The sequence below is a fragment of the Citricoccus sp. genome, assembly GCF_032154715.1.
GTDB lineage: Bacteria > Actinomycetota > Actinomycetes > Actinomycetales > Micrococcaceae > Citricoccus.
Genome location: NZ_JALDXU010000074.1, coordinates 1 through 16,043, shown reverse-complemented (window position 1 = coordinate 16,043; position 16,043 = coordinate 1). Strand labels below are relative to the sequence as shown.

Annotated in this window: 13 protein-coding genes; 6 read left to right on the top strand and 7 right to left on the bottom strand. The window is 68.2% G+C overall.

Annotated features, from left to right (window positions below):
- Positions 1-46: 46 nt before the first annotated feature.
- The 6 genes from RUH65_RS11875 to RUH65_RS11850 all read right to left on the bottom strand — a co-directional run bounded on the left by RUH65_RS11875 (position 47) and on the right by RUH65_RS11850 (position 7,055).
- Positions 47-2,929, bottom strand: coding sequence for an ABC transporter permease (locus tag RUH65_RS11875; protein WP_313817655.1), 2,883 nt, complete (start codon positions 2,927-2,929; stop codon positions 47-49).
- Positions 2,930-2,932: 3 nt separating this feature from the next.
- Positions 2,933-3,715 (bottom strand): ABC transporter ATP-binding protein, encoded by a 783-nt coding sequence (locus RUH65_RS11870; RefSeq protein WP_313817654.1) that lies wholly within the window; start codon positions 3,713-3,715, stop codon positions 2,933-2,935.
- Between the two features lie 129 nt (positions 3,716-3,844).
- On the bottom strand, positions 3,845-5,365 hold the full coding sequence (gene pyk / locus RUH65_RS11865) for a pyruvate kinase (protein WP_313817653.1): 1,521 nt from the start codon (positions 5,363-5,365) through the stop codon (positions 3,845-3,847).
- 42 nt (positions 5,366-5,407) lie between these two features.
- Positions 5,408-5,875, bottom strand: coding sequence for a peroxiredoxin (locus RUH65_RS11860; RefSeq protein WP_313817652.1), 468 nt, complete (start codon positions 5,873-5,875; stop codon positions 5,408-5,410).
- Positions 5,876-5,904: 29 nt separating this feature from the next.
- The gene (locus tag RUH65_RS11855) at positions 5,905-6,129 is read right to left on the bottom strand and encodes a hypothetical protein (RefSeq protein ID WP_313817651.1); all 225 of its coding nucleotides are present in this window, start codon (positions 6,127-6,129) and stop codon (positions 5,905-5,907) included.
- Positions 6,130-6,272: 143 nt separating this feature from the next.
- Positions 6,273-7,055 carry an SDR family oxidoreductase gene (locus RUH65_RS11850; RefSeq protein ID WP_313817650.1) on the bottom strand — a complete coding sequence of 261 codons (783 nt, stop codon included), beginning with the start codon at positions 7,053-7,055 and terminating at the stop codon, positions 6,273-6,275.
- Positions 7,056-7,200: 145 nt separating this feature from the next.
- On the opposite strand from RUH65_RS11850, the gene uraD reads away from it, so the two are divergent.
- The 5 genes from uraD (at position 7,201) to aceE (ending at position 13,521) form a co-directional block, all read left to right on the top strand.
- Entirely contained in the window at positions 7,201-7,698 is a 498-nt protein-coding gene (gene uraD / locus RUH65_RS11845; protein ID WP_313817648.1) for a 2-oxo-4-hydroxy-4-carboxy-5-ureidoimidazoline decarboxylase, read from the top strand.
- The gene (uraH, locus tag RUH65_RS11840) at positions 7,695-8,021 is read left to right on the top strand and encodes a hydroxyisourate hydrolase (RefSeq protein WP_313817647.1); all 327 of its coding nucleotides are present in this window, start codon (positions 7,695-7,697) and stop codon (positions 8,019-8,021) included. The genes uraD and uraH overlap by 4 nt, the downstream gene beginning before the upstream one ends.
- 80 nt (positions 8,022-8,101) lie before the next feature.
- Positions 8,102-9,013, top strand: coding sequence for a factor-independent urate hydroxylase (pucL, locus tag RUH65_RS11835; protein ID WP_313817646.1), 912 nt, complete (start codon positions 8,102-8,104; stop codon positions 9,011-9,013).
- Between the two features lie 100 nt (positions 9,014-9,113).
- Positions 9,114-10,667, top strand: a complete 1,554-nt coding sequence (locus tag RUH65_RS11830; protein WP_396180144.1) for a nucleobase:cation symporter-2 family protein — start codon at positions 9,114-9,116, stop codon at positions 10,665-10,667.
- A gap of 136 nt (positions 10,668-10,803) precedes the next feature.
- Positions 10,804-13,521, top strand: a complete 2,718-nt coding sequence (gene aceE, locus RUH65_RS11825; protein ID WP_313817643.1) for a pyruvate dehydrogenase (acetyl-transferring), homodimeric type — start codon at positions 10,804-10,806, stop codon at positions 13,519-13,521.
- Positions 13,522-13,595: 74 nt separating this feature from the next.
- Here aceE and RUH65_RS11820 read toward each other — a convergent pair whose 3' ends face one another.
- Entirely contained in the window at positions 13,596-14,369 is a 774-nt protein-coding gene (locus RUH65_RS11820) for an IclR family transcriptional regulator (RefSeq protein ID WP_313817642.1), read from the bottom strand.
- A 182-nt stretch (positions 14,370-14,551) separates the two neighbouring features.
- Between RUH65_RS11820 and RUH65_RS11815 the strand changes: the two genes are divergently transcribed.
- A complete protein-coding gene (locus RUH65_RS11815; protein WP_313817640.1) occupies positions 14,552-16,003 on the top strand; it encodes an NAD-dependent malic enzyme in 1,452 nt (483 codons plus the stop codon).
- Positions 16,004-16,043 lie beyond the last annotated feature (40 nt).

Here is a 16,043-nt window from a genome sequence, read left to right as displayed (position 1 = left end):
CCCCCCCCACTCAACAGGATGGCGGTGGGCGCCGAGGCGGGGTGGATCAGGCCAGGGCGAGCCCCTGCACCGGAGCCAGCTTGGCCGCCCGTTGTGAGGGGGCCACCGAGGCGAGCAGCCCGGCCAGTACGGACACCCCCACGATCACGGCCAACTCCCACCAGGGGACCACCGGCCAGACGATCGACTGACCGATCCCGGCCGCCATCGGCCCGAAGACCGTGTGGGCGCCCAATCCGCCATAGACGGTCCCCAGGGCGCAGCCGATCAGTGCCGCCACCCCCGAGATGAGCACGGCTTCCAGGGCCAGCATGCCGCGGAGCCCGCGCCGGGTCAGGCCCAGGGCCCGCATCAGCGAGTTCTCCCGTGAGCGCTCGATGGCGGACAGGGACAGGGTGTTGGCCACGCCGATCAGGGCGATCAGCACGGAGACCGCGAGAAGGGCCGTGACCACCATGAGCATGCCGTCGATCACCACGGAGAACATCAGCCGAAAGCTCAGGTCCCCCGAGATCTTGTCCTGGGAGACTCCGGCCGCCTGGGCGATGCCGGTGTTCAGCTCCTGCATGCCGTCTAGGGTGACGGTGTCCGAGGCGTTCAGCCAGAGCTGCGGTGCCGTGGCGGCCACGGCGGCAGCAGCAGCGTTGCCCGCCGCACCACCTCCGGCACCGTCCCCGGCTCCCGCCCCGGCGCCCTCGGCCAGGCCGATCGACTGCGCATCCTCGAGGGTGATCACGGGCCGGACGGCCGAGGACGCGCTCTGGATGACGTCCAGCTCGAGGGAACCGGTGGCACCCGTGACAGTCACGGTGTCCGTCTCGACCGTGTTGGGCACCAGGATGGTCCCTGGCTCCCCGAGCCGGTCGGCGGACTCGCCCTCCGGCAGGCCGGAGACAACGGACCGCAGGTCCGCAGGGTCGGCGGCATAGACGGGCATACCGGTGTCGGAGCCGTCGGGCACCGAACCCTCACCCGAGTTCGAGCCTGCGGCGGATCCGACACCCGCGGTGGACTCGGCTATGCCGGCCGGCAGCAGCAGGGCGGCGGAGTCGATCCCCTCCACCTGAGCCACGGCATCCCGGGCGGACTGGGCCTCGGCGGCGTCCAGACCGGCAGCAGGCGATCCCGCACCGGACCCGGCACCGGACCCGGCATCGGATCCGCCACCGGACTGCCCTGCGGCGTCCACGGCAGACTCGTTGCCGCTACCCGGCACGAGCTCCACCTGCAGGTCCACCGGGAACTCGGTGGCGAAGATGGTGTCCATCTGCTGCTGGGCGGTGCGCCCGCCCGTGAGCATCATGGCCACCAGGGTGGTGCCGATCAGCAGGGCCGCGGCCGTGGAGGCCGTCCGGCCCGGATTGCGGGTGGCGTTGAGGCGGGCCATCCGACCGGGCACTCCGGCCGGGCGGGCCGCCAGTCCGGCCACGGAGACGACCGCGGGGACGAACAGCACGGCGAGCATGAGCACGCCCACGAAGGACAGTGCGCCGCCGGCCACAGCGATCGCGAGGTTGGCCTCCGCTGCGCCCCAGACCAGACCGGCCGCGCCGGCTACCAGGAGCAGCGAGCCGAAGACCAGGCGCAGCGCACCGGCCCGGTTGCCCACGGCGGCGTCCTCGCGGGGACGCATGGCCTCCAGCGGGGACACGCGCGTCGCCGCCAGGGCGGCGGACATCGAGGCGACGATCGTCATGACCATGCCCACCGCCACGCAGGCCAGGAGATCGCGGGGATTGGCCTCGAAGGTCAGGAACCCGAATCCCTCGTTGGTGGAGCCCCAGAGGACGAGGGCCGCCACGATGCCGCTGGCCAGGGCCGAACCGATGATCGCACCGATGATGCCGATGACGCCGGCCTCGACCAGCACCGATCCGCGCACCTGCCGGCGGGAGGCACCGAGGGCCCGCTGCAGCGCCAGATCACGGGACCGCTGGGCCACGAGCACGGAGAAGGTGTTGGAGATGACCAGGGCAGTCACGAGCAGGGCGATCACGGCGAAGGCGCCGAGCACCCAGACGAAGACGTTGGAACCGGCCAGTTGGGCGACCTGCTCCTGGGCCTGCACGTCCGGGGTGGCCACCGTGACGGCCATCCCCTCGGTGTCGACGAATTCCTGCAGGGCGGCCTGGACGGCGACCAGATCGGCCCCGTCCTCGAGGCTGATCAGGACGTACTCGGCGTAGTCCTGACCGAGGATCTCCTCCACATCGACCGCCTCCTCGCCGGCGGTACCGGCGTCCGAGGTCATCGCCTGGACGGAGTCGAGCTTCAGGGCCTGGGCCAGGGCGTCGTCCATCTTCAGCTGGATCGCGCCGATCCCAGCGGGATCCTGGGAGACCTCGGTCAGCCCGGACACGGTGACCTTGCGGCCGGCCGCGTCAGCGGACATGCCGGACATCAGGAAGGTGGAGGAGCCGACGTCGAGCCCGAAGTTCTCGGCGGTGCGCTCATCCACGGTGATCTCCGTGGTGGAGCCGGCGGCCGGGTACTCGCCGGCCGTGAGCCGTTCGGCCACCAGGGAGGTGTCCTCGGGGACGGTGGAGGCCATGGCGAAGTCGGAGTCGGGGCTCCAGGTGCCCTCTCCCACCGCGTCGGAGGGACGCTGGACGCCGATCGAGCTGACCACGTGGCCGTAGGCGTCCTTGACGCCTTCGACGTCCTGCAGGGGGCCGGGTTCGGAGGAGGTGCCGGCCACCTCGGCCATGGAGGTCATGGCATCGTACGTGTCGGCGGAGCCGGAGGACGGGCCGACCACCAGGTCGGCCTGGGAGTAGGTGGCCCCGATGGAGTTGCGCAGGCTGGCCGTGGAAGACGAGCCCACGAGCAGGGCGGAGGCCAGGAACGTCACGCCGATCGTGATGGCCAGCAGCACCGAGATGTAGCGGCGCGGCTGGTCCCTCAGTTGGGACAGGGCGAGCTTCAGCATGGCTCAGGCCACCCCCAGCTTCGCCAGGGAGGCCAGCACGTTGTCCGGGGTGGGGTCGGTGATCTCGCCGGCGAGCTGTCCGTCGGCGAGCAGGACCACGCGGTCGGCGTAGGCGGCGGCGGCCGGATCGTGCGTGACCATGATGATGGTCTGGCCCATCTCCCGGGAGGAGCGGCGCAGCAGGGACAGCACCTCGGCGCCGGTGGCGGAATCCAGGTTGCCGGTCGGCTCGTCGCCGAACACCACGTCCGGGCGGGTCAGCAGGGCCCGGGCCACGGCCACGCGCTGCTGCTGGCCGCCGGAGAGCTGGTGGGGCTTGTGCTTGAGGCGGTCCGTCAGCCCGAGGATCCCCACGACGTCGGCCATCCAGGCCCGGTCTACCGGCTTGCCGGCCAGGTCCAGGGGCAGCACGATGTTCTGCTCGGCCGTCAGGGTGGGGACCAGATTGAAGGCTTGGAAGACGAAGCCGATGCGGTCGCGGCGCAGGCGGGTCAGCTCGGTGTCATTCAGGCCCGTGATCTCCTGGCCGCCGAGCACGATGGAGCCGGAGTCCGCGGTGTCGAGGCCGGCGAGGCAGTGCATGAGGGTGGACTTGCCGGAGCCCGAGGGGCCCATGATGGCCGTGAAGCGGCCCTCGGCGAAGTCCACGTCCACGCCGGCGAGGGCGTGGACCACAGCTTCGCCCTTGCCGTAGGTCTTGACGAGGCCACGGGCGGAGATGGCGGTTGAGGGGGTGTCCGGGGAAGCGGGAGTGGTGGAGGCGATGACATCCGTACTGGTATCCATGACACCTACTCAACCGGTTTCACCGCCGCCACGGATCCACCGACAGGCTTGTTCCGTGATCGATCAGGGTCATCCTCAGGGATGACTCGGGGTCCTCCCGGAGAGTGGCGGTGACCTGGGACGGACGCGTCACCGGGAACCGATGAGAGCCTCCACGTCCTCCGCTGATACGACGGCACCGGACGGCCCGCCCACCGGGTGGACTCGGTCCACCTGGTGCAGCTTGATCAGTGTGCTGGACCCCGGACCGCCGGGGGGTGAACCCGCCGAGAGGACGATGAGGTCCCCCGCTACGGCCAACCCGAGGCTTCGGAGCACCTCATCGAGGTGCTCCGTCATCTCATCGGTGCCCGTGGTCCATGCGACGCCCGCTGTCTCTCTGGACAGGAGTGAGGCCAGTGGGGCTGGCAGGGGTCGCACACCCCAGAGGAGCGTGAGCTGGTTCCGGACGTCCTCCGTGGGGGCGAAGGCGTAGACCGGCCGGATCGGACGCAACCGGGAGAGCCGGCGAGCAGAATCACCGCTGGCGGTATAGGTGCAGAGGGAGTGCGCGCCCAGGTGGTCCGCGATCTGCACTGCGGCCAGGGTCATGGCACCGCTGCGCGTCTGCGGTGCGGTGCCCAACGCGGGAATCCGTTCCAAGCCGTGGTCCTCGGTGCTGGTGATGATCCGCGCCATGGTCTCGACGGTCTCCACCGGATAGGCGCCGACGCTGGTCTCTCCGGAGAGCATGACCGCATCCGCACCATCGAGAACGGCATTGGCACAGTCCGAGGCCTCTGCGCGCGTGGGTTGCGGGCTGCTGATCATGGACTCCAGGACCTGCGTGGCCACGATGACCGGCTTGGCACCGCGCCGGGCCAGCTCGATCGCCCGCTTCTGGACGAGTGGCACCTGATCCAGGGGCAGCTCCACGCCGAGATCGCCGCGGGCCACCATGATCGCGTCGAAAGCCTGGATGATCTCTTCCAGGGCTTCGACGGCCTGGGGTTTCTCGATCTTGGCGATGACCGGGGTACGCCGGCCCTCCTGGTCCATGATCCGATGGACGTGCCCGATGTCCGCGGCGTCCCGGACGAAGGACAAGGCGACGAAGTCGACGCCCAGGCGCAGCGCCCAGCGCAGGTCCGCCTCGTCTTTGTCTGTCAGCGCGGGGATGCTGACCGGGACGCCGGGCAGGTTGATGCCCTTGTGGTCGGACACGGCGCCGCCGACGATCACCTCGGTGACCACGTCCTCCGCGGTGACCTCGACGGCACGCAGGGCGACCCGACCGTCGTCGATCAGCAGGCGGTCGCCAACGCGGACGTCACCGGGCAGGCCACCGAAGGTGGTGGAACAGAGCTCACGGGTGCCGGGGACATCCCGGATGGTGATCGTGAATCGCTCGCCGGTCGCCAGCTGATGGGGGCCGTCGGCGAATCGGCCCAGCCGGATCTTGGGTCCCTGGAGATCAGCCATGATGCCCACATCACGGCCGAGCTCGGCGGCTGCCGTGCGGATGTTCCGGTAGGTGGTGTCATGCGTTGGGCGGTCGCCGTGGCTCATGTTCAGCCGAGCCACGTCAACCCCCGCGGCCAGGAGCGACCTGGTCTGCTCGTAGCCCGCAACGGACGGACCAAAGGTGGCCACGATTTTCGCTCGTCTCATCAGGTTCCTGTCATCGATACGGGGAGAGGGGACGGTGCCGACTCAGACGGTCAAGCGCTCCCGGAGTGCCGCGACGTGGCCATCGGCCTGGACGTTGTACTCGGCCGACACCACGATCCCCTCCTCATTGACCACCACGGTGGAGCGCAACGGGCCCACCAGGGTGGCCCCGTTGACGATCTTCTCGCCCCAGGCGCCCCAGGCCTGAGCTGCCCGTCCGTCAGGGTCGGAGAGGAGTCGGTAGGGGAGGCGGTGTTCCCGGGCGAAGTGCTGCAGCGACTCCAGATCGTCGCCGGAGACACCGAGCACGGTGTAGCCCAGACCCTGCAGGGAGGCGATGTTGTCCCGGAAATCGCAGGCCTCGGTGGTGCAGCCCGGGGTGAAGGCCTTCGGGTAGAAGTACACGATCACTTTCTGGCCGCGTAGTTCCGACAACCGCACCGGGTTCGAGTGGTGATCGGTGAGGGTGAGCTCGGGTGCGGTGGCTCCGGTGGTCAACTGCTGGGTCATGACTCTCCCAAGTGGTGTGCGTGGTGGTTTCACGGACGGGTCGGTGCGCTGCGGCGTTCGGCGAGGCGGACTGCCACGGCGCGGACCCAGGCCCACCCCACGGCGAGGACCCACAGTTGGGACGCGGGCCCGGTGGAGGGCAGGGGCCGGCTCAGATCCGGGTCACAGTCAATGTTGGAGAAAGCCGAATCAGCGGTGGAGAACGGGGAATCAGCGAAGGATGCAGCGGCAGTGGGCGTCGTGGTGTCGTTCATGAACTCCCTCAAATCACATAGCGGAATAGTGCTTTCACTATGCGGAAACATACTGTCTGGGACGGAGGGCGTCAAGAGCCACGGTCCAGGGCGAGGGTGGGGCCAGGGGATGAGTCCGTCCGGTCTGTGCTCGTGCGAGGCCGTCAGCCGCGCCCGGTGAACGGCATGCCGGAGGCTGTCAGCACCAGGGAGTTGACCATGGCGGATGGCGGTAGTTGGGCCATGAGCAGGACGGCCCGGCCGGCCTCCTCGGCGGGGAAGCTCGGCTCAGGCCGCCGGGATCCGTCGGCCTGCAAGGCCCCGGAGTCCGGGGCCACGCCAGCGAGGAGGTCCGTGGCTGCATTGCCGATGTCGATCTGCCCGCAGGTGATGCCGTGGGCCCGTCCGTCCAGGGCCAGTGACTTGGTGAGGCCGGTGAGGGCGTGCTTGCTCGCGGTGTAGGCCGCTGACTGGGGCCGGGGCACGTGGGCGGAGATGGACCCGTTGTTGATGATCCGCCCGCCCCGGGGCTGTTGTCGCCTCATGATCCGAAACGCTTGGGCTGAGCACAGGAAGGCGCCGGTGAGGTTGACCCGCAGGGCGTGCTCCCACTCCTCCGGATCGATCTCGTCCACTTCACCGGTGGGGCCGAAGGTGCCCGCGTTGTTGAACAACACATCGATCCGTCCGGTCAGGTCCTGGATCGCCTGGAAGCCGGAGGCCACGCCGACCGGGTCCGTCACGTCCAGGGGGACGACGTGGGCGTTGGCGGCATGGGCGGCTGTCTCCAGCAGGGCTTCGCGGCGCCGGCCAGTGAGGACCACGGTCCACCCCGCCTCCAGGAAGACGTGCGCCGTGGCCCGGCCTATCCCGGACCCCGCTCCCGTGATGACCACAGTCAAGGCGTCCGTGTGTGGGGGCGAGGGTTCGTGGGTGGGTGGGTTCATGGCTGGCTCCTCTGCTGGGGCTTTCCGAGGTCGGAGAGAAATGTCGGGCGGCGTCATTGACTTCTGGCCTGTGACCCAGTTCACTATATGGATAATGAAAGTTCGATTCCGCATTGCGGAAACTAGAGAGGGCCACCAGCGTTCCATGAGGCTAACTGAGTTCAACTCCCTTGACCGAGCCGCAGCGGTGGACGCGATCCGGCCGGCACTCGACATCCCCCGGTGGTTCGAATCCGTGGTGGAGGGACGGCCCTACCCGGACCATGATGCCCTGCTGGAGACCGCGCAGGCTGCGGCCAGCCCCTTGCGTGCAGAGGAGATCGAGCGAGCACTGGACCATCATCCTCGCATCGGTGAGCGTTCTCCGGGGGACAGCGCGGAGGCGACCCTGTCGCGGGCAGAGCAGGCCGCCGTCGATCCGAGCGACGTGGAGATCCGGCAACGGCTGCTCGAGGGCAACCGGGCTTACGAGGAGAGGTTCGGTCGGGTGTTCCTCATCCGCGCCGCCGGACGCAGCCCCCAGGAGATCCTGGCGAACCTGTCCGGCCGGATGGCGAACGGACCGGACGAGGAACTGGCCGTCGTCGCCGACCAATTGCGCCAGATCGCGCTCCTCCGACTCGAAGGGCTCGTCACCCCATGAGCTACATCACCGCCCACGTCCTGGACTCCGTCACCGGTACCCCCGCCCAGGGGATCACGGTGCACCTGGAGACCGTCGACGGCCTCCCCCTGGCGACCGCCGAGACCGATGAGGACGGCCGCGTGCCCGAACTGGGCCCAGAGACCCTGGAATCCGGCGACTACCGGATCACCTTTCGAACGGGCGAATACTTCGCCGGCAACAACCAGCCGACGTTCTACCCGTTCGTCACCGTGAACTTCACGGTGCAGGCGCAGCAGCGGCACTACCACGTGCCGCTGCTGCTGAGCCCGTTCGCCTTTTCCACCTACCGGGGCAGTTGACCCAGGAGTCGACGGGCCCGTCCCGTCGTCGACCGCCCCATGTCAGTAGAAACCACTGGACCACTCCAAGGAGAAACGCCATGACCGACACCACCACTCTGGCCACCACGGACACCGTCGTCCTCGGTGCGAACCAGTACGGCAAGGCCGAGAACCACGTCGTGCGGATCAACCGCGACACCGAGCGCCACGTGATCCGTGATCTGGTGGTCACCTCGCAGCTGCGCGGCGACCTCGACGCCGTCCACACCGAAGGCGACAACGCCCACTGCGTGCCCACGGACACGCAGAAGAACACCGTGTTCGCGTTCGCCCAGAAGTATGGGGTCGAGTCGCCGGAGGCGCTGCTGCTCCACCTCGCCGATCACTTCACCGCGGAATTCGACTGGGTCGACGGCGGACGCTGGGCGGCGCACGAGCACGCCTGGAACCGGATTGAGGACCACGACCACTGCTTCGTGCAGAACAAGGACGAGGTCCGCACCGCCGTGGTGGTGGCCGGCGGAGGAAGCCGGACGGTCATCTCCGGCTTCAAGGACCTGACCATCCTGAAGTCCACCGAATCCGGTTTCACGGACTACGCCAAGGACCAGTACACGACGCTGGCCGAGACCCAGGACCGCATCATGTCCACGGACGTGGCCACCCGCTGGCGGTACAACACCACCGACGTGGACTTCGACGCCGTCTATGAGGACGTCAAGCGGATCATCCTGAACAAGTTCACGGACCACTACTCCCGGGCGCTGCAGGAGACGCTCTACCTGATGGGCAAGGCCGTGATCGAGGCACACCCGGAGATCGACGAGATCAAGTTCTCCTGCCCCAACAAGCATCACTTCGTCTACGACCTCGGCTTCTGCGATCTGCCCAATGACAAGGAGACGCACTACGCGGCCGACCGCCCGTACGGACTCATCGAGGCGACCATCCAGCGCAAGGGCGCCCCCGTGAACGAGCAGGCCTGGACGGGCATCGCCGGCTTCTGCTGACGCGGCCGCATCGCGCGGCGGGTCCGGCACCACACGTGGCGACGGGCCCGCCACGCGCCACACCTCCACCCTCCCTACCCACCTCCACAGGATGGACACCATGACGAGGAACAAGACAGCCCGGCGGACGGCGGCGGCCCGTCCAGAAGACGAGTATCTCGGCGTCGGCAGGAGTTTCGGCTACGGCCTCCAGCACGTGCTCACCATGTACGGCGGCATCATCGCCCCGCCGCTGATCATCGGAGGTGTCGCAGGGGTCAGCCCGCAAGAGCAGGGTCTGCTCATCGCGGCCTGTCTCTTCGTGGGTGGGCTCGCCACCATCCTGCAGTCGTTCGGCATCAAATTCTTCGGCTCTCAGTTGCCCCTCGTGCAGGGAACCTCGTTCGCCTCCGTGGCCACGATGACCGCCATCGCCCAGGGGGACGGGGGGATCCAGGCCGTCTTCGGAGCCGTGATCGTCTCAGCGGTCCTCGGCTTCCTCATCACGCCGTTCTTCGCCAGCATCATCCGGTTCTTCCCGCCCGTCGTCACGGGCGTGGTGATCACCGCGATCGGACTCACCCTGTTCCCCGTGGCCGCGCGCTGGGCCATGGGCAATGATGCCGAATCTCCCGATTACGGCTCCGTGGCCAACATCGGGCTCGCGGGTCTCACCCTGTTGATCATCCTGCTGCTGTCCAAGGTGCGCAGCGCGGCCATCTCGCGCCTGTCCATCCTCATCGGGCTGGTCCTGGGCACCATCGCCGCGGCACTCCTGGGCAGGGCCGACTTCAGCCAGGTCTTCGTCGGTGACATCTTCGCCTTTCCCGAGCCGCTGGCCTTCGGGCCCCCGGTCTTCAACATCGCCGCCATCCTGTCCATGTTCATCGTGGTGCTGGTGATCCTGACCGAGACCACGGCGGACATCATCGCCGTCGGGGAGATCGTGGACACCAAGGTGGACAAGAGGCGGATCGCCGACGGACTGCGCGCCGACATGGCCGCCTCCGCCATCGCGCCGATCTTCAACGGCTTCACCCAGAGTGCCTTCGCCCAGAACGTGGGCCTGGTGGCGATCACGAACATCAAGAGCCGATTCGTGGTCACCGCCGGCGGCGCGATCCTCGTGATCCTCGGCCTCCTGCCGGTTCTCGGCCGGGTCGTCGCCGCGATCCCGCCACCCGTGCTGGGCGGCGCCGGCATCGTGCTCTTTGGCAGCGTGGCCGCCTCCGGCATCCGCACGCTCGGCAAGGTGGACTACAAGAATGGTGCCAACCTGATCATCGTGGCGGCCTCGATCGGCTTCGGCATGTTGCCGATCGCCGTCCCGGAGATCTACGCGAACTTCCCCACCTGGTTCGAGACCATCTTCCACTCGGGCATCAGCTCCGCCGCGGTGATGGCCGTTCTGCTGAACCTGCTCTACAACGAGTTCCGTGCCGGCAATCCGCCCGGAGGCACCGGCTCGGTCTTCGCCAACGCCCCCGTGCGGGGGGTCCGCTACGAGAGCGTGGGTCACCTCCAGGACCACCTGAAGGAAGGCGACACCGTCCGGGACGGCCAGCTCGTCGACTGTGACGGCAACCCGGTGCCGGTCATCACGGACACCGGAGAGATCATCGACACCCGGATCTGCGCGCCACCGGACGAGGCGCAGGAGAAGCCCGCGCACTGACCCATCGGCATGGCCTGTCTGCACCGGCCGCCGTCACCGGCGTCCTGCGCCGGCGAACGCGGCGCCCCACGGCGTTGACGGGTCTTGGGTGGATCCATGACTACGGAAGTGAATTGACGTGAACCCTGATCAATTGATGGCAGCTGAGAACCGCCAGGTCCCCGAGGTCCCGAGCGGTGCGCCCGGGAGGGCAACGGAGTGGCTCAGCTCCTTCCAGGACCTCATCGAGAAGCAACTGCACGAGAGAACGCAATACCTCTTGGCGCCACCGGCGCCACCGGCCGAGCCTGCCGGTCGGGGCGTCCAGGCAGTGACCACGGATTATGTGAACACCATCCCCGTGGAGCAGGAGCCGGACTTCCCCGGCGACGAGGAGATCGAGCGCCGCTACCGCCGCTGGCTCCGCTGGAACGCCGCCGTGATGGTCCAGCGGGCCCAGCGGCCGGGGATCGGGGTGGGAGGACACATCTCCACCTATGCCGGTGCGGCCACGCTCTATGAGGTCGGCTTCAACCACTTCTTCCGCGGCGCGGACCACCCTGGTGGCGGGGACCAGGTCTTCTTCCAGGGCCATGCGTCCCCGGGCATGTACGCACGCGCGTTCCTGGAGGGCCGGCTCAGCGAACAGCAACTGGACGGGTTCCGGCAGGAGAAGTCGAAAGGACAGGACGGCATCCCGTCCTACCCGCATCCACGCTCGATGCCTGAGTTCTGGCAGTTCCCCACGGTGTCGATGGGCATCGGCCCGATGAACGCGATCTACCAGGCGCAGTTCAACCGCTACGTGCAGCACCGCGGCATCAAGGACACCTCTGACCAGCAGGTGTGGGCCTTCCTGGGCGACGGCGAGATGGACGAGCCGGAATCGAGGGGCCTGCTCCAACTGGCGGCCAACGAGGGCTTGGACAACCTGAACTTCGTCATCAATTGCAACCTCCAGCGCCTCGACGGGCCGGTGCGTGGCAACGGCAAGATCGTCCAGGAACTCGAGGCCTTCTTCCGCGGTGCCGGCTGGAACGTGGTCAAGGTGCTGTGGGGACGCGAATGGGATCCGCTCCTGGCGGCGGATCAGGACGGCGAACTCGTGCGGATCATGAACGAGACCCTGGACGGTGACTACCAGACCTTCAAGGCGGAGTCCGGAGCGTTCATCCGCGAGCACTTCTTCGGCCGCTCCGCCGCGACCAAGGACATGGTGGCCTCACTGAGCGACGATGAGATCTGGGCGCTCAAGCGCGGCGGGCATGACTACCAGAAGGTCTACGCGGCCTACCGGGCGGCCGTCCAGTACCGGGGCAAACCCACGGTGGTGCTCGCCATGACCGTGAAGGGATATGGCCTGGGCACCTCCTTCGAGGCCCGGAACGCCACCCATCAGATGAAGAAGCTCACGCTGGAGGACCTCAAGGCGTTCCGGGACCACCTGCGTATCCCCATCGCCGACGAGCAGATCGAGGCTGACCCCTACAGCGCTCCGTACTACCACCCGGGCGCAGACGCACCGGAGATCCGGTACCTGCTCGAGCGCCGGCGTGCCCTCGGCGGGAGCCTGCCCGCGCGCCGGGCCGAGCACGGCTCCGTGGTCCTTCCCGACGGCGGCGCCTACCGTTCGGCCGCCAAGGGCTCCGGCAAGCAGATGGCGGCGACCACGATGGCCTTCGTGCGCGTCCTGAGGGACCTGATGCGGGACAAGGACTTCGGGCACCGGATCGTGCCGATCGTCCCGGACGAGGCCCGCACGTTCGGAATGGACTCGTTCTTTCCCACGGCGAAGATCTACAACCCCAACGGGCAGAACTACCTCTCCGTGGACCGCGAGCTGATGCTGGCCTACAAGGAATCCCCCCAGGGAGTCCTGCTCCACCCGGGCATCAACGAGGCCGGGGCCACGGCGGCCTTCACCGCTGCGGGCACCTCCTACGCCACCCACGGGGAGCCGATGGTGCCGGTCTACATCTTCTACTCGATGTTCGGTTTCCAGCGCACCGGTGATTCCTTCTGGGCCGCCGCCGATCAGATGACCCGAGGGTTCATCATCGGCGCCACGGCCGGGCGGACCACCCTCACGGGGGAGGGATTGCAGCATGCCGACGGTCATTCTCCTGTCCTCGCCGGGACGAACCCTGCCGTGCGCAGCTACGATCCCGCCTACGGCTACGAGATCGCGCACATCATCCGGCATGGCCTGGAGCAGATGTACGGCCCCGGCTCGACGGACCCGAACGTCATGTACTACCTGACCGTCTACAACGAGCCCTACCGGCAGCCCGCCGAGCCGGAGGATGTCGACGTGGAGGGGATCGTGGGCGGCATCCATCGGATCCAGCGTTCGGAGAGCGCTGGTCCGCGGGTCCAGCTGCTCGGGTCCGGCGTGTCCGTACCGTGGGCCCTGCAGGCCCAGCAGGTGCTGGAGGAGGACTGGGGGGTCTCGGCCGACGTGTGGTCGGTGACATCGTGGAACGAGTTGCGCCGCGACGGGCTGGCAGCAGAACGCGAGGCGCTGCGCTCACCGTCCTCCCCGCGACGGGTGCCCTTCGTGACCCAGCAGCTCGCGGGCGCGGAAGGTCCGGTCATCGCCTCGACGGACTTCGTCTCGGAACTGCCGGATCGGATCCGGCAGTATCTGCCGAACGATTTCGCGACCCTGGGCGCCGACGATTTCGGGTTCTCCGACACCCGCGCCGCGGCCCGCAGATGGTTCAACATCGACGTGCACTCCATCGTGGTGCGGGCGCTGCAGATGCTGGCCGCCCGGGGCGAGGTGGACTCCGAGACGCCCCCCCGGGCCTTCGATCGGTACCGTCTGGACGACGTCACGGCCGGTACCACCGGAAACCCGGGCGGTGACGCCTGAAACCGGTCAGGGGATCGACGACGGCGCCCGCCCTCCCCGTGGGGAGCGGCGGGCGTTGTCCGGGCGTTCCGGGATCAGGCCGGGCCGGACATCAATTCATGGGCGATCGCCTCTGCGGCACGCCGCAGGGCGGGAACGGCCCGGCGGCCGAACTCCTCGTCCACGCGGGTGATGGGTCCGGATACGGAGATTGCGGTGGGGGTCGGAGCATGGGGTATCGCCATCGAGTAGCAGCGAACGCCGAGCTCGGTCTCCTCGTCATCCATGGCGTATCCGCGCTCGCGGATCAGCTCCAGGTCCGCGAAGAGGGCCTCCAGGCTGCCGATGCTCTTGGGCGTCGGCGTGGGCATTCCGGCGGCCGTGACGATGGCTCGGACGCGGTCCTCCGGCAGAGTGGCGAGCATCGCCTTGCCCACGCCGGTGTCATGGGTGTCCACCCGGCGGCCCACCTCGGTGAACATGCGCATGGAGCGGTTGGACTGTGCTTGGGCGATGTACACGGCCTGGTGGCCGTCCAGCACGGCCATGTTCACGGACTCCCCGAGTTCCTGCACCACCTCGTTCAGGCGAGAGCGGGCCGCGGACCCGAACTGACGTCCTGCCGCATCACCCAACAGGATCAGTCGCGGGCCCAGGGCGTAGTTCCGGTTCGGAAGCTGACGGACGTATCCGGTGGGCACCAGGGTGCGCAGCAGCCGGTGGATCGTGGGCAGCGGCAATTCGGAGGCGGCGGAGAGCTCGCTGAGGGACATGTCACCACCGGCCGCGGTGATCACCTCGAGCAGGTCGAAAACGCGCTCGACCGATTGCACGCCGGCCGGGGCCGCTTGAGTGGTTCTCGTGTTCATCGCCATCTCCCGTCGTTGAGGCCCGTCCGCCCGGTGCGGTGGACCAAAGGCGGACATGCGCCTGTGACTGACGCCACAACATTAGCTTGCCAACCTTAGCTTGCTCCCATAATATCCATAATACGGAAACTAAGTTCCACGATATGGCTCAATGAGTCAGTCCACCGACCTTGGAGGAACCCATGGCCACACCCAGTCCCGGTTATTCGATGATCCTGCGGGTCCAGGCACCGTCGGGTCTCACCGTCACCAGCGAGCTCGCCGCGGCGGCCGCACGCGTCGGCGCCGGCGTGACCGCCCTGGACATCGTGGAATCCCACCACGACCACGTCGTCGTGGATGTCAGCTGCAATGTCTCTGACGCCGGACACCGTGACGAGGTGCGCGACGCGCTCGAGTCCGTGCAGGGCGTCCAGGTGCGCAAGGTCAGCGACCGGACCTTCCTGATTCACCTCGGCGGCAAGATCGAGGTGAGCCCGCGGGTCTCCCTGCGCAACCGTGACGATCTCTCCCGCGCCTACACCCCCGGCGTGGCGAGGGTCTGCATGGCCATTCACGAGAACCCGGCGGATGCCCGCCGGCTGACGATCAAGCGCAACACGGTGGCGGTGGTGACGGACGGGACCGCCGTGCTCGGCCTGGGGGACATCGGTCCGGAGGCAGCCATGCCCGTGATGGAGGGCAAGGCCGCCCTGTTCAAGCAGTTCGCCGGCGTGGACGCCTGGCCGGTGGCCCTGGACACCAAGGACACCGAGGAGATCATCAGCATCGTCAAGGCCATCGCCCCGGCCTACGGCGGCATCAACCTCGAGGACATCTCCGCACCCCGCTGCTTCGAGATCGAGGCCCGCCTGCGTGAGGAACTGGACATCCCCGTCTTCCACGACGACCAGCACGGCACCGCGATCGTGGCCCTCGCCGCCTTGTTCAACGCACTGCGCGTCGTGGACAAGAAGATCGAGGACGTCAAGATCGTGGTGTCAGGCGTCGGCGCCGCCGGACATGCGATCATCCAACTGCTCCTGGACCAGGGCGTCCGGAACATCGTGGCCTGCTCCCGCAAGGGAGCCATCCACCGAGGGGAGGCCTACGACGATCCGCACCGCCAGTGGATCGCCGAGAACACGAACGGGGGCGGCTTCTCCGGCTCCCTCAAGGCGGCCATGGTCGGTGCCGACGTGTTCATCGGCGTCTCCGCACCGAACCTGCTCGACGAGACCGATGTGGCCGCCATGAACGAGGATGCGATCGTGTTCGCCATGTCCAACCCGGATCCGGAGATCGACCCGGCGCTTGCGGTGGCGCATGCCACCGTGGTGGCCACCGGCCGCTCGGACTTCCCGAACCAGATCAACAACGTCCTGGCCTTCCCGGGGCTGTTCCGGGGACTGCTGGACGCCGGGGCCTCGGACATCACGACCGAGATGCTGGTCGCCGCGGCGTGGGCCATCGCGGACAGCGTTGCCGAGGGCGAGCTCAACGCGAGCTACATCGTTCCGAGCGTCTTCGATCCGCACGTGGCCCCGGCCGTGGCGGCAGCGGTCCAGCGAGTGGCCGAGGGCGCCGATGGGTCGGCGGCAGCGGACCGGCCGGCTTCGCCGGAGACCCGGGAGCCCTCGCCGGTCGCCGTCTAGGTTCCGACCGGCACCTCCAGCACCATCCACGTCGCCCCCC

Excerpts from the sequence above, each read along its gene's own strand:
- pyk (WP_313817653.1), bottom strand. The coding sequence starts at position 5,365 with ATGAGACGAGCGAAAATCGTGGCCACCTTTGGTCCGTCCGTTGCGGGC.
- RUH65_RS11820 (WP_313817642.1), bottom strand. The coding sequence starts at position 14,369 with ATGAACACGAGAACCACTCAAGCGGCCCCGGCCGGCGTGCAATCGGTC.
- RUH65_RS11815 (WP_313817640.1), top strand. The coding sequence starts at position 14,552 with ATGGCCACACCCAGTCCCGGTTATTCGATGATCCTGCGGGTCCAGGCA.
- aceE (WP_313817643.1), top strand. The coding sequence starts at position 10,804 with ATGGCAGCTGAGAACCGCCAGGTCCCCGAGGTCCCGAGCGGTGCGCCC.
- RUH65_RS11830 (WP_396180144.1), top strand. The coding sequence starts at position 9,114 with ATGACGAGGAACAAGACAGCCCGGCGGACGGCGGCGGCCCGTCCAGAA.
- RUH65_RS11850 (WP_313817650.1), bottom strand. The coding sequence starts at position 7,055 with ATGAACCCACCCACCCACGAACCCTCGCCCCCACACACGGACGCCTTG.
- pucL (WP_313817646.1), top strand. The coding sequence starts at position 8,102 with ATGACCGACACCACCACTCTGGCCACCACGGACACCGTCGTCCTCGGT.
- uraD (WP_313817648.1), top strand. The coding sequence starts at position 7,201 with ATGAGGCTAACTGAGTTCAACTCCCTTGACCGAGCCGCAGCGGTGGAC.
- RUH65_RS11855 (WP_313817651.1), bottom strand. The coding sequence starts at position 6,129 with ATGAACGACACCACGACGCCCACTGCCGCTGCATCCTTCGCTGATTCC.
- uraH (WP_313817647.1), top strand. The coding sequence starts at position 7,695 with ATGAGCTACATCACCGCCCACGTCCTGGACTCCGTCACCGGTACCCCC.
- RUH65_RS11870 (WP_313817654.1), bottom strand. The coding sequence starts at position 3,715 with ATGGATACCAGTACGGATGTCATCGCCTCCACCACTCCCGCTTCCCCG.
- RUH65_RS11875 (WP_313817655.1), bottom strand. The coding sequence starts at position 2,929 with ATGCTGAAGCTCGCCCTGTCCCAACTGAGGGACCAGCCGCGCCGCTAC.
- RUH65_RS11860 (WP_313817652.1), bottom strand. The coding sequence starts at position 5,875 with ATGACCCAGCAGTTGACCACCGGAGCCACCGCACCCGAGCTCACCCTC.